10 protein-coding genes and 1 other RNA gene are annotated in these 12,763 nt (G+C 69.3%); 3 read left to right on the top strand and 8 right to left on the bottom strand.

The window, feature by feature from the left end; all coding sequences use genetic code 11:
* Together TX83_RS23670 and TX83_RS09575 are read left to right on the top strand one after the other, a co-directional pair.
* Positions 1 to 248: hypothetical protein (locus TX83_RS23670; RefSeq protein WP_222423750.1), on the top strand; the 248-nt coding region annotated here is incomplete at its 5' end.
* A gap of 231 nt (positions 249 to 479) precedes the next feature.
* Positions 480 to 2,312, top strand: coding sequence for an ABC transporter ATP-binding protein (locus tag TX83_RS09575; protein ID WP_141233449.1), 1,833 nt, complete (start codon positions 480 to 482; stop codon positions 2,310 to 2,312).
* A gap of 265 nt (positions 2,313 to 2,577) precedes the next feature.
* Here the strand turns inward: TX83_RS09575 and TX83_RS09570 are convergent, their stop codons facing one another.
* The 8 genes from TX83_RS09570 to TX83_RS09535 all read right to left on the bottom strand — a co-directional run bounded on the left by TX83_RS09570 (position 2,578) and on the right by TX83_RS09535 (position 12,015).
* Positions 2,578 to 4,095, bottom strand: coding sequence for a DNA polymerase Y family protein (locus TX83_RS09570; RefSeq protein WP_075575089.1), 1,518 nt, complete (start codon positions 4,093 to 4,095; stop codon positions 2,578 to 2,580).
* A 210-nt stretch (positions 4,096 to 4,305) separates the two neighbouring features.
* Complete coding sequence (gene rpiA / locus TX83_RS09565; protein WP_064747716.1) at positions 4,306 to 4,968, bottom strand: ribose-5-phosphate isomerase RpiA; 663 nt, start codon at positions 4,966 to 4,968, stop codon at positions 4,306 to 4,308.
* Between the two features lie 134 nt (positions 4,969 to 5,102).
* Positions 5,103 to 5,573: an EVE domain-containing protein gene (locus TX83_RS09560; protein WP_064747715.1), complete on the bottom strand. Its 471-nt coding sequence runs from the start codon at positions 5,571 to 5,573 to the stop codon at positions 5,103 to 5,105.
* 11 nt (positions 5,574 to 5,584) lie between these two features.
* On the bottom strand, positions 5,585 to 6,178 hold the full coding sequence (locus TX83_RS09555; RefSeq protein WP_064747714.1) for a 5-formyltetrahydrofolate cyclo-ligase: 594 nt from the start codon (positions 6,176 to 6,178) through the stop codon (positions 5,585 to 5,587).
* Between the two features lie 93 nt (positions 6,179 to 6,271).
* A non-coding RNA gene (ssrS, locus tag TX83_RS09550) (6S RNA) lies at positions 6,272 to 6,458 on the bottom strand.
* A 134-nt stretch (positions 6,459 to 6,592) separates the two neighbouring features.
* Positions 6,593 to 6,892 carry a cell division protein ZapA gene (locus TX83_RS09545; RefSeq protein ID WP_064747713.1) on the bottom strand — a complete coding sequence of 100 codons (300 nt, stop codon included), beginning with the start codon at positions 6,890 to 6,892 and terminating at the stop codon, positions 6,593 to 6,595.
* Positions 6,893 to 6,900: 8 nt separating this feature from the next.
* A complete protein-coding gene (locus TX83_RS09540) occupies positions 6,901 to 7,122 on the bottom strand; it encodes a TIGR02449 family protein (RefSeq protein ID WP_064747712.1) in 222 nt (73 codons plus the stop codon).
* A 330-nt stretch (positions 7,123 to 7,452) separates the two neighbouring features.
* Positions 7,453 to 12,015, bottom strand: a complete 4,563-nt coding sequence (locus tag TX83_RS09535) for an EAL domain-containing protein (protein ID WP_141233448.1) — start codon at positions 12,013 to 12,015, stop codon at positions 7,453 to 7,455.
* A gap of 251 nt (positions 12,016 to 12,266) precedes the next feature.
* Between TX83_RS09535 and TX83_RS09530 the strand changes: the two genes are divergently transcribed.
* A partial coding sequence (locus tag TX83_RS09530; RefSeq protein ID WP_064747710.1) for a UPF0149 family protein occupies positions 12,267 to 12,763 on the top strand: 497 nt, incomplete at its 3' end.

The raw sequence follows: 12,763 nt of genomic DNA, 5'->3' as shown, positions 1-12,763 counted from the left end.
CTCGCAATCAGTTTGGCCGCTTCAAGACGATCGACCCGGGGCGGCGCCGACGCAACGCGCTCGCCAGCGACCACCGACTTTGGACGGATGCCTGCCAGGAAGAAGGCGAGCTAGACTTGCCTCGAGTTGCCCATAGCGATCCGCGCGTCGGACCCTCCGTATCCGGCGACACCGCGGGATACGCCAGCTCCAAACGAGCAAGGAGAAGCACGATGAAGTTCACAATCACCGGCAAGGTCCGCCGCTAAGTCGGCGCTTGCGGTTGCGGGCGAAGCCCGCGCCGCGTCCGGCCGATCGATCGCCGCCCGGGGCTGTTCTGGCCCTGGATCGCGCGCTCGTCCGCCGCCTCACTCCCCGTATCCGACTACTCGGCGCCCGTTGGCGCCGCAGGCCCTCGCGTCCGTGCCCATGCCCTCCGGCGCAGGCGCGCGTCGCGCACGGGAGTCTTTCCAAGTTCGTAAAGGCGTATCGCCATGATGATCTTTCGTTGGTTCGAATCCTTGATCGATCCGTTCCGTCCGGCCCCCGAGGCCATGCCCCCGCGCACGGTCGCGGCGTTCTATTGGCATTTCATCCGCCAAGCCTGGCCGGTATTCGCAGTGCTGACCGTGGTCGGTTTCTTCGTCGCCATCGTCGAGGTGGTGATGTTCGACTACCTCGGCAAGGTAGTGGACCTGGTCAACACCACGCCGGCTGCGGAGTTGTTCGCGCGTCACGGCAGCGAGTTGCTGTGGATGGCGGCGGTGATGCTGATCGCACGGCCGCTGTGCCTGGGCCTGCACGACCTGTTGTTGAACCAGACCGTGCATCCGAGCATGACCAATCTGGTGCGTTGGCAGACCCACCGCTACATGCTCAAGCAGAGCATGAGCTTCTTCCAGAACGACTTCGCCGGCCGCGTCGCCAACCGGATCATGCAGACCGGCCCGTCGTTACGCGAGTCGACCACCCAGGCCTTCGATGCGCTGTGGTACGTGGTCGTCTATTCGGGCTCGGCGATCTATCTGTTCGCTCAGGCCGATGCGTGGCTGGCGGCGCCGCTGGTGGCCTGGATCGTGGTCTACATCGGCCTGCTGCGCTACTTCGTGCCGCGGGTGAAGCAGCGCTCCTGGCGTGCGTCGGATGCGCGTTCCAAATTGATGGGGCGCATCGTCGACGGCTACAGCAACGTCGCCACGCTGAAGTTGTTCGCGCACTCGCGACGCGAGGAGCAATACGTGGCCGAGGCCATGCTCGAGCAGACCCAGCGCTCGCGCGACATGACCCGCATGACCACGCTGATGGGCGTCAGCATCACCGCGCTCAACGGTCTGCTGATCGTCGGCACCTGCGGCCTGGCGCTGTGGCTGTGGCATCGCGGCGCGATCAGCGTCGGCGCGATCGCGTTGGCGACCGGCCTGGTGATCCGGATCCACAACATGTCGGGCTGGATCATGTGGACGGTGAACGGCATCTTCGAGGACATCGGCACCGTGCAGGACGGCATCGAGACCATTTCGCGGCCGCTGACCGTGGTCGACCGGCAGGATGCTCAGCCTTTGGCCGTGCGCGAAGGCAGCGTGCGCTTCGAGAACGTGCACTTCCACTACGGCCAGGACAGCGGCCTGATCGCGGACCTGGACTTGACGGTCAAACCGGGCGAGAAGATCGGCCTGGTCGGGCCCTCGGGCGCGGGCAAGTCGACCCTGATGAACATCCTGTTGCGCTTGTACGACCTGGAGCGCGGCCGGATCCTGATCGACGGCCAGGACATCGCCGGCGTGACCCAGGAAAGCCTGCGTTCGCAGATCGGCGTGGTCACCCAGGACACCTCGCTGCTGCATCGCTCGATCCGCGACAACCTGCTGTACGGCCGTCCGGATGCCAGCGAGGAGGAGATGTTCGCAGCGGTGCGGCGGGCGCGGGCGGATGAATTCATTCCGCGCTTGATCGATGGCGAAGGTCGCGAAGGCTACGACGCTCTGGTCGGCGAACGCGGGGTGAAGCTGTCGGGCGGTCAGCGTCAACGCATCGCGATCGCGCGGGTGCTGTTGAAGAACGCGCCGATCCTGATCCTCGACGAGGCGACCTCGGCGCTGGATTCGGAGGCCGAGGCGGCGATCCAGGACAGTCTGGAGACGCTGATGGAAGGCAAGACGGTGATCGCGATCGCGCATCGCCTGTCGACCATCGCGCGGATGGACCGGCTGGTGGTGATGGACCAGGGGCGCATCATCGAGACCGGCACCCACGAGCAACTGATCGCGCGCGACGGGCTGTATGCGCGGCTGTGGAAGCGTCAGACGGGCGGGTTCGTCGCGGTCGAGGCGTAACTCTGCCTCGTCCCAGCCCGATCAGCTTTGCACGTCCTTCGATCGCCGCAAGCGGGAGAGGGGCGCTAAAGGATCGAACAGATCCTACGAAGTCGCCGCTGCCGCACCCTTCTCCCGCTTGCGGGAGAAGGGGCGGGTGAGGGCGCGCGGGCGATTGACGACCTCGCCCCTAGCCACTCGGCGCTGCACTGGCTTGGGTCGTGGCGAGCGGGAAAGGATCGGGTGCGCCGTTGCATGGGGCGAAAGCATCCAAGAACGCCGAGGTTCAAAACAAGGAGCCGGTCGTGCCGGGGCCATGGCCTTCGTCTTTGCGCCGCTTGCGCACCCAGCCGCCGACGCCGGAGGGTTGGTGGCCCGGCGGCGTCGGTGCGGGCGGTGTCGCTGCCGCCGGTCGGGTTGCGGAGGACGTGCGTTCGCGTGTCTGCCGATGGGCGTTCTCGGCCATCGCCTTGAACTGCCGTTCGCGCTGCAGCCACAGTTCGTCCATGCTCGGATCAGCGACCAGGGCCGCGGCGCCGAGATCGGCTTCGCTGGCTTCGTCGGGGATGTGCTGGAACGGAATCCGCATCGGCGCGGCGCCCTGCGCCAGCGCGTCCTGCATCGCGCCGAAATACAGGCGGTTATTGCCATAGCGCTGGTTGATCTGGTCGAGCACGCGGGTCAGTTCGCGCGAGCGCTGGCGTTCGGAAAACAGCGAGGCGGTCTCGCCGGCGTTGAGCTGCAGGTCGATCAGCGATACCGCCACCGACAGCGGCGGGTGCCGTTTGACCGGCCAGCGGCCGCTGGCGGCAGCGCGCAGCAGCGGCTCCAGCGCACCGGCCATCAGTTGCAGCAAGGTCGGCGTGTCGTCGAGCGCAGCGAAGGACAGATCCCGGCTGTAGCGCTGTTCGCGACCGACGAAACGCACGTGCAGGCTCAGGCCGCGCGCCTGGCATTGCTCCTGCCGCAGGCGCATGGCGGCCTTGGCGAGCAGTTTGAACAGCACCGAGCGCATGCCTTCGGCCGTGCGCATCTGCGGGTCGAGCACGTGCGAATGACCGACCGAGCCCACGGCGCTGCGTTGCCGCGACGGCGGCTCGATGCCGCGCAACTGGGCCCAGAAGCGTTCGCCCTCGATGCCGCCCCAGATCGCCTTGAGCCGTTCGCGCGGCGCCGCGGCGAGTTGTTCGACGCTGTCGATGCCGGCGTCGTTGAGGCGTTGCAGCATCGACGGGCCGACTCCGCACAGATCGTGCAAGGCCAGGCCATGCAGTGCCCGCGGCAAGTCGTCCAGTTCGATCACGGTCAGGCCGTCGACCTTATCGAGATCGGAAGCGGTCTTGGCCAGGAAGGTGTTGGGGGCGATGCCGATCGAGCAGCGGATCGCCGGGCTGAGGCCTCGGTCGATCAGGGTCTGCTTGATCTTGTGCGCGATCGCGACGGCATTCTCGCGCTGGCGTTCGCGGCCGATCAGCCGGCAGGCCACCTCGTCGATCGACAGCGGCTTGCCGTCGATCGGAATGCAGTCCTGGATCGCCGCGATCAGGCGATGGTGCAATTCGACATAGCGCGCCGGTCGCGCCTGGACGATCCGGATGTCGGGGCACAGCCGCAGCGCCTCGTGCACCGGCGTGCCGGTCTTGACCCCGTGGACCTTGGCCTCGCGGCTGGCGGCGATGCAGCAGGTGGTGGCGGCCATGACCGGCACCACGCCGACCGGGCGGTCGCGCAATTCCTCCCGGTCGAACTGCTCGACCGAGGCGAAGTAGGAATTGAAGTCGACGAACAGGCAGCGCAGGGTCATGGCGGCGAGCCACGCATGGGGATGCAGTATCGCGCTTCCATTCGGCGCGTGCAGGTCGTCGGCAAGGAGGGAGGCGCAGCTTCGCCGGACCGCGTCGCAGCGGCTAGGACCGTTTTCGGATCAGCGGTTAAGGTGCTTGTCCGAGCGCGCGGCCGACCCGCTGGGGGCGAGGGCCGCGGCGCAATCGCCACGGCCCCTGAAACGCCGGGTTTACAGCACCAGCGGCGGCTCGCCGCCGACGATGACCACGTCGGCGGGGCGGCGCGCGAACAGGCCGACGCTGACCACGCCGGGGATCTGGTTGATCGCCGATTCCATCGCCACCGGATCGGTGATCGCCAGGCCGTGGATGTCGAGGATGACGTTGCCGTTGTCGGTGACCACGCCGTTGCCGGCGGCGTCCTGGCGCCACACCGGCTGGCCGCGGGTCATGGCCAGGATCTCGCGTGCGACCAGGCTGCGCGCCATCGGAATGACCTCCACCGGCAGCGGGAAGCGGCCGAGCACGTCGACGCGCTTGGCCGGATCGACGATGCAGACGAACTTGGCGCTGGCTTCGGCGATGATCTTCTCGCGGGTCAGCGCGGCGCCGCCGCCTTTGATCAGGCGCTTGTGCGGATCGCATTCGTCGGCGCCGTCGACGTACAGCGACAGCGGTCCGGTGGCGTTGAGGTCCAGCACTTCGATGCCGAGCGCCTGCAACCGCGCGGTGCTCTGCTCCGAGCTCGACACCGCGCCCTTGATGCGCTGCTTGACCCGGCCCAGGGCCTCGATGAAGTAGGCGACCGTGGACCCGGTGCCGACGCCGACGATCATGCCGTCTTCGATATAGTCGATGGCTTTTTCGCCGGCCAGGCGTTTGGATTCGGACATGGGATTGGGGATTGGGGATTGGGGATTGGGGATTCGGAATTGGGGATCGGAAAAAAACGGAACAGAGCGAGCGCGATTCAGTCGAGGCGGAACCGCTGTTGCGAATCCCGAATCCCCACTCCCGAATCCCGGCCTCACTCCATGGCCAGCAATAACTTCCACTGCGCCGCCGTCACCGGCAGCACCGACAGGCGGTTGCCGCGGCGGGTGAGGGCGAAGTCTTCGCCGAGGTCGTCGGCGCGGGCCTTGATCTCGTCCAGGGCGATGGTGCGCTTGAGCTTGCGCTCGAAGGCGACGTCCACCAGCAGCCAGCGCGGGTCCTCGCGCGAGCTCTTGGCGTCGTAGTAGTCGGACTTGGGGTCGAACTGGGTCGGGTCCGGATAGGCTTCGGCGGCGATCGTGGCCAGGCCGACGATGCCGGGCACTGCGGTGTTGGAGTGATAGAACAGCACGCCGTCGCCGACTTTCATGCCGTCGCGCATGAAGTTGCGCGCCTGGTAATTGCGTACGCCGTTCCAGGGTTCGACGCCGACGCGTTGCAGGTCGTCGATGGAGAAGGTGTCCGGTTCGGACTTCATCAGCCAGTAGCGGCGGCGTGCGGTCATGCGGAACTCGGTCAGGCGAACAGAGGGGAGCGGTGGTCGTGGGTCGCGCTCTCGGTGCAGACCGCATCGAGGGCGACGTCCCAGTCGGCGGCGTCGAGCGCGTCGACGCGCTGCAGTTCGAAGGCGGCGCCGACCAGCCATGGCGGCGCCGGGCCGCGTTGGCGGAAGGCGAAGCTGCGATCGTACCAGCCGGCGCCCATGCCGAGCCGGTGGCCGCGGCGGTCGAAGCCGACCAGCGGCACCACCACCAGGCTCATCTGCTCGGGCTCGAGCAGCGAGGTCGCGGCCAGGTCCGGCTCGGGAATGCCGTAGCGGTTCGGGCTGAGCGCATCGCCCGGGCGCCAGGGCGCGAAGCGCAGGCGCAGATCGTCGTGCAGCACCGGCAGGCAGTACACGCAGTCCGGCGGCAGGCGCAGTTGCCAGGCGTGCAGGGCGATTTCGCCGTCCATCGCCCAGTAGCCGGCGACATAGCCCGAGCGCGGCGCGAACGGCAAGGCCAGCAGGCGCGCGGCCACGGCTTGCGCACCGGCGATGCGGGCGGGGGCGGCGAGATTGCGCCGTTGCGCGCGCAGATCGCGGCGCAGCGTCGTTCGGTCGGCCGTCATTCGGCGCTCGGTCCTGGTTGGGGGCGGCGCACGGGCCACAGAGAAACGGGCGCGAGATCACGCTGGGTGACGTCGCGCCCGTTCCGGGAAAAGTAGTCCTCCGCCAATGACGATGCGTGCGAAACGACCTTGAACCCGGGGTTCAAGTGGGGACGCTTGGCGGCCTTCGGGCTTCCCGCTGCGAGGCGGACTTGCACTCCGGGCCTCCGTTGCGCCCCCGTGGTCGTCATTAAGGGACAAGGCGAATGTTTGCGCACGCCGTCGCGCACAGCAGAGGACGTGCGCGCAGTATAGCGCGCATGCCGCGCCGATGCGGCCCCCGCTCGTCGGCGATGCTGCGTTGCGATTCATGTGCTCGATGCGCGCACGCGCGCGGATGAACGGGACGGGGCGCAACGACGCCGCAAACGGCGATCAGCGGATCGCCGCGTCGAACAGGCTGTCGAGCTTGCGGTGCAGCTCGTCGAGGGTGCGCGAGAGTTCGCGATCGCGCTGGTCGCCTTCGCCACGCAGCTGCTGCAGTTCGTGGGCGAAATTCAGCGCCGCCAGCACCGCGACCCGATCCAGCGCGGCCATGCGGTTGCTGCCGCGGATCTCGCGCATCTTGCTGTCGAGCATGCGCGCGGCGGCGAGCAATTCCTCGCGCTCGGCGGGTTCGCAGCCGACGGTGTACTCGCGATCGAGCAGGCGGATGCTGACGGCTTCGCTGGTCATCGGTGCGTTCAGGTGTGCTGTTCGAGCGATTTGAGGCGCGCGATCATCGCCTCGACGCGGGTCCGGGCCTGCTCGTTCTTGGCCAGCAGGGCGGAGCGTTCGCCGACCAGTTGCTCTTGCTGCTGGCGCAGGCTGCGGTTTTCCTCGCTGAGCCGGCGTACGCGCTCGCCGAGCTCGTCGACGCGGGCGACCAGCGAGTGCAGTTCGGCGATCAGTTCGGCGCGATCCATTCCGGCACGATGGCAGGCCGGGGCGGGGGCGGTCAAGGCGGTTGTCGGGATTGGGGATTCGGGATTGGGTCGGTGCGACCGGGCCGCAGGAGATCCGGCGGGGCAGGGCGCGCAGCGTTCGCGCCCCCCGATGCGACGCGGTTGGGGCAAGCCACCCTGACTGGGGACCGCAGGCCGGAGACTGCCGATCCCCAACCCAACCCAACCCAACCCAACCCAACCCCGAGCCCGGCCTCATCCGCCGCCGTCGCCGCGGCTAACGCCGCGCCCACCCAGGGACAGCGCCCCGGCTTTTTGCCAATCCCGAATCCCCAATCCCCAATCCCGGCCTCAACGAACCGCCCGCACGCTCTGCGGCGGCTGCCACTTCTGGATGAACGCCAGGCAGTCGTCGGCCTCGAGCGGGCGCGCCAGCCAGTAGCCCTGGATTTCGTCGCAGCCGTGGTTGCGCAGGAATTCCATCTGCTCCTCCAGTTCCACGCCCTCGGCCACGACGTTCAGGCCCAGCGAGTGAGCCATGGTGATGACCGTGCTGGTGATGGCCTCGTCGTCCGGGTCGCGGGTCAGGTCGCCGATGAACTCCTTGTCGATCTTCAGCGTGTTGATCGGCAGGCGCTTGAGGTAGGCCAGCGAGGAGTAGCCGGTGCCGAAGTCGTCCACCGCCAGGGCCACGCCGAGTTCGCGCAACGCCTGCATGATGTTGGAGGTGTGCGCGGCGTTGGCCATGACCACGGTCTCGGTCAGTTCCAGCTCCAGCCGCCACGGCGGGATGCCGCTTTCGCTGAGCGCGCGCGCCACCATTTTCGGCAGGTCGCCGCGCAGCAACTGGATCGCCGAGACGTTGACCGACACCGACAGCTGGTCCAGGCCGTGCAGGCGCCATTGGCGCAAGCGGCTGCAGGCTTCGCGCATCGCCCACTCGCCGATCTCCAGGATCAGCCCGCTCTCCTCGGCCAGCGGAATGAACTGCGAGGGCGGGATGTTGCCGTACTCGGCGCTGTTCCAGCGCAGCAGCGCCTCCACCCCGGTGATGCGCGCTTCCGGCAGCGACAGCCGCGGCTGGAACACCAGGCGCAGCTCGTTGCGGTCCAGCACCTTGCGCAGCGCCGCGGAGATGGTCGCGCGCTGGCGGATCTCGATGTCCATCGCCTCGGTGTAGCGCATGAACGTGCGCCGGCCGGCGGCCTTGGCCTGGTACATCGCGGTGTCGGCGTGCTTGAGCAGGTCGGTCGGCACCTGGGCATGGTCGGGGTAGAGGCTGATGCCGACCGACGGCGAGATCGCCACGTCGTGGCGCTCGTCGAAGTCCAGCGGCGCCTCGAAGGCCTTGATCAGCCGGCGCGCGACTTCCTCGGCCTGTTCCGGGGTCTCCAGGTTTTCCAGCACCACGGTGAACTCGTCGCCGCCGAGGCGGGCGACGGTGTGTTCGGCGCCGACGGTTTCCTGCAGGCGCACCGCCGCGGCGCGTAGGATGCGGTCGCCGGCGGCATGGCCGAGCGAGTCGTTGATGTCCTTGAACCGGTCCAGGTCCAGGAACAGCAGGGCGATGCGGTGGCCGTGGCGGCGCGCGCGCACGATCGCCCGCGACAGCCGTTCCGACAGTAGGGTGCGGTTGGGCAGGCTGGTGAGCGTGTCGTAGTTGGCCAGGTAGCGCAGCTCCTGTTCGGCCCGCTTCTGGTCGGTGATGTCGGTCAGCACGGCGACGTAGTGGCCGCGCTGGCCGCTGCTGTCGAGCACAATCGAGGCCTGCAGCCAGCACAGGAATTCGTTGCCGTCCTTGCGCTGCTGCCAGATTTCGCCCGACCAGCGGCCGCTGCGCTGCAACTCGTCGCGCATGTCGCTGTAGAACTCCGGATCGTGCTGGCGGCTGTCGAGCAGGCCGGTGGTCTGGCCGATGACCTCGTGCTCCGGATAGCCGGTCATGCGCGAGAACGCCGGGTTGATCGAGACGAACACGAAGTCGCGGTCGAACACCGCCACCGCTTCGGCCATCGAGCGCAGCACTTCGCTGGAGATGCGCCGTTCGCGTTCGGCGCTGCGCACCGCGGTGACGTCGCGGCCGGTGCCGGCCACGCGCACCGGCTGGCCCTCGGCGTCGCGTTCGACCACCCGGCCGCGGGCGCGGATCCAGCCCCAGTCGCCCTTGGGCGTGCGCATGCGGTGCTCGGACAGGAACAGTGCGGCGTCGCCGTCGAGGTGCTTGCGCAGCAACTCGCTCACCCGCGGCAGGTCGTCGGGGTGGATCTCATGATCGTCGGCGACGTCGGCCTGCACGCCGATCTCCGGCGAGGCCGCGTTCTGGTCGTCGACGCGCATGCGATGCAGCTCGCGCCGCTTGAGGTCGTAGTCCCAGAACTGCTCGCCGGAGGCCCACAGCGCGAGTTTCAGGCGTTCCTCGCGCTCGCGGATCTGGGCGAAGTAGCCGCGTTCGCGTTGGCGCGCGCGGTGCCAGCGCCAGCCGAAGCCGAGCAGCAGGGCCAGGGCCGCCAGGGCGGCGGCGGTGATCGCCAGCGGGTGCCGCCACAGCGGCGGGTCGACGCTGACCGGGATGTGCAGCTCCTGGGTGTTCCAGACCCCGTCGCGGTTGGTCGACTGGGCGCGGAACAGGTAGCGGCCCGGCGGCAGGCGGGTGTAGGTGATGTCCTGGCGTGGGCCGTTGTCGACCCAGTCGCGGTCGAAGCCTTCCATGCGGTAGCGATAGCGCATGCCGCTGTTGGGGCCGTAGTCGAGCGCGCCGATGCGCAGGCGCAGGATGCCGGCGCCGTCCGGAATCTCGAGCTGGGTCGACTGCCACAGCACGCTGGCGCCGGCGCTGGTGTCCGAGCCGATCCAGGCGCCGAGCAGACGCACCGGCGGGGTGTAGCGCGAGTCGGCGATGCGGGTCGGGTCGAACAGGTTCAGGCCGCGCACGCCGCCGAAGGCGAGCCGGCCGTCGTTCAGGCCGGCGACCGCGCCGGCATTGAATTCCAGGTCTTGCAGGCCGTCGGCCAGGCCGTAGCGGCGTACCAGCGAGGCGCCGCTGTCGAAGCGCAGGATGCCGGCATCGGTGCCCAGCCACAGCCGTCCGGCAGGGCGCTCGGCGATCGAGAACACCACCGGCACCGGATGCTCGCCGAGCACTTGGGCCAGCGGGTGCTCGAAGCGGATTCGGCCGTCGGGGAATTCGACCACCCGGCTCAGGCCGGCCTGGGTGCCGACCCAGACCGTGCCGTCGCCCGACTGGTGCAGCGCTCGGACGAAATTGCCGGGCAGGCTGTCGGCTTCGTCGATGGCGTGACGGTAGTGGCGCAGATAGCCGCTGGCCGGGTCGAGCAGGTCCAGGCCGTCGCCGGTGCCGATCCAGACCCGGCCGCGGCGGTCTTCCAGCACCGCGTTGACGCGCGGGTGGCTCAACGTCTTGGGATCGCCCTCGCGGTAGGGGTAGCGGACCACGGCGCCGGTTTGCGGCCGATAGTGCAGCGCGCCCTGATCGTCGCTGCCGAGCCAGACGCTGCCGTCGCGACCGAAGCCGATCGCGCGCAGGGCGATGTCGTTCTGGTCGCCGAGGCCGATGCGTTCGATCCGGCGGCTGACCGGGTCCAGGCGCAGCAGGCCGCGGCCGGTGGCCAGCCACAGCTTCTCGACCGCGGTGACCGGGGCGTTGGCCGGGCGCGGTTCGCGTGCGATCGCGGCGATCCGGCGCGCCGCGAGGTCGGGCGGCAGCAGCGCGGTAATGTCTTCGAAGCGGTCGTGGCCGAGGTCGTAGCGGCGCAGTCGGTGACTGTCGGTGGCGATCCACAACGCCCCGGTCTCGTCCTGGGCCAGGCCGCGGATGCTGGCGTCGGAGGCGACGCCGCCGTCGTGGTCCTGCAGATCGAGTACGTAGCTGAAGCGGGTGCCGCGCGGATCGGCGACCGCGACGCCGCGGTACTGGCCGCCGGCCCAGAGCAGGCCGCCGTGGTCGATCATCAAGGCATCGATGGTGTCCTCGGGCAGGGTCGCGTCGATGCCGCGCTCGGCGTGCACGCGCTGGGTCTGGCCGCTGTCGGGGTCGTGCCGGTACAGGCCGTTGCCGTAGCCGGAGATCCAGATCCGCCGGTCCGGCGCCTCGACCAGGGCGCGCGCGTCGCGCAGGGCGGCCAAGGCCTCGTCCTCGACCTTGACCAGGATGCCGGTGCGGCCGTCGAGGCGGTACAGACCGTCGACGGCGCCGGCCCAGAGCCGGCCGCGGCGGTCGATCAGCAGGCTGCGCAACGGCTTGCCGGCGCCGATCCGCTCGACTTTGCCGTTGGCCTGGATCCGGTGCAGGCCGGCGGCGCTGGCGAACCAGGCGCTGCCGTCGCGGGCCTGGGCCAGGGCCTGCCACGGCGATTGCCGGGCCAGGTCGCCGGGCAGGGCCAGGATCAGCTCGCGCGCGCCGCTGCGCGGGTCCATCCGTTCCAGGCCGGCGAGGGTGCCGATCAGCAGCGAATCGCGCCAGGGCAACAGCGAGACCACCTGGCGCCCGGCCTGCGAGTCGGGCGGTTCATAGCGATGAATGCTGCCGCTGGCCAGGTCGAGCCGGGCCAGGTATTCGGAATGAGTGCCGATCCACATCGCCCGTTGCCCGTCCAGGGCCAGGGCGGTGACGTAGCTGTCGGGCAGGCTGGCCGGGTCGCGCGGGTCGTGGCGATAAGCGACGTAGCGCTGACCGTCGTAACGGTGCAGGCCGCCCTGGGTGCCGACCCAGACGAAGCCGTGCACGTCCTGGGCGAAGGCGGTGACCGAGTTCTGGCTCAGCCCCAGGTCGCTGCCCAGGCGAGAGAAATAGAAATCGCGGGTGGTCGCCGCGGCAGGTTGCGGCATCGCCGCCGTGCACAGCAGCAGGGCGGACAAAACGGTGCTCAGCAGGGCGGCGGGGAAAGAGGAACGCACGGACACCGTCGCGGGAGACGCAAGAGCCGCAGTGTAGGCAGGCGCCGATGGCGGCAACAAGCGTTGCGGCCCGGTTTCGCGCCCGATCTCACGCCAGGGCCCGACGCGGCGCGGCGGGCGCGGATCGGCGGGTTTGGCGCAGATTGGCGGAATCGCCGGTTCCGTCGCTGCGGCCCGCACGCGGCCGCGCCGGCGCGCCCGCCCCGGCCCGGCGTTGTTAAACTGCGGTCGACTCCCCCGACCTGAAGCCTGTGGCCGCGACCGAACTGCCTGCGTTGTCCGACGTCGATGCCGAGAGCCGCCGCCTCTCCCTCGGCGCGTCCGCCTCCGAACTGCATGGCGCCTTGTGCGGCTGGTTGGCCGGCGGCGGCGCCTCGGTGCGCGAATGGCCGGCCAAGGTGCTGGCCGACGAGGCCGTGGCCACGCCGGAAGAGCGCGGTCCGCTCGACCGCCTGCGCCTGGCCAGCGCGGCCCAACTCGGCGATCGCAGCTTCGGTTTCGACCTGCTGCTGCCCGACGCCGACGCCTCCCTGTCCGAGCGCAGCGGCGCCCTGTTCGACTGGTGCCGCGGCTTCCTCGGCGGCTTCGGCCTCTCGGCCGGTTCGGCGCCGAACCTGTCGGAAGAAAGCCGCGAGGCCCTGGGCGACCTGGCCCGGCTGGCCGCGGCCGCGCCGCAGGACGATGGCGACGAAGAGGACGAAGAAGCGTTGACCGAAATCGAAGAATTCGTCCGCATCGTCGCCCTGCT

This window comes from Lysobacter antibioticus HS124 (assembly GCF_000336385.2).
Lineage (GTDB): Bacteria > Pseudomonadota > Gammaproteobacteria > Xanthomonadales > Xanthomonadaceae > Lysobacter > Lysobacter firmicutimachus.
Note: the sequence above shows the minus strand (reverse complement) of the source record. Positions and strands in the feature narration are given on the sequence as shown.

Coding starts and splice junctions, on each gene's coding strand:
- TX83_RS09570 (WP_075575089.1), bottom strand. CDS start 4,095: ATGACCCTGCGCTGCCTGTTCGTCGACTTCAATTCCTACTTCGCCTCG.
- rpiA (WP_064747716.1), bottom strand. CDS start 4,968: ATGTCCGAATCCAAACGCCTGGCCGGCGAAAAAGCCATCGACTATATC.
- TX83_RS09560 (WP_064747715.1), bottom strand. CDS start 5,573: ATGACCGCACGCCGCCGCTACTGGCTGATGAAGTCCGAACCGGACACC.
- TX83_RS09555 (WP_064747714.1), bottom strand. CDS start 6,178: ATGACGGCCGACCGAACGACGCTGCGCCGCGATCTGCGCGCGCAACGG.
- TX83_RS09545 (WP_064747713.1), bottom strand. CDS start 6,892: ATGACCAGCGAAGCCGTCAGCATCCGCCTGCTCGATCGCGAGTACACC.
- TX83_RS09540 (WP_064747712.1), bottom strand. CDS start 7,122: ATGGATCGCGCCGAACTGATCGCCGAACTGCACTCGCTGGTCGCCCGC.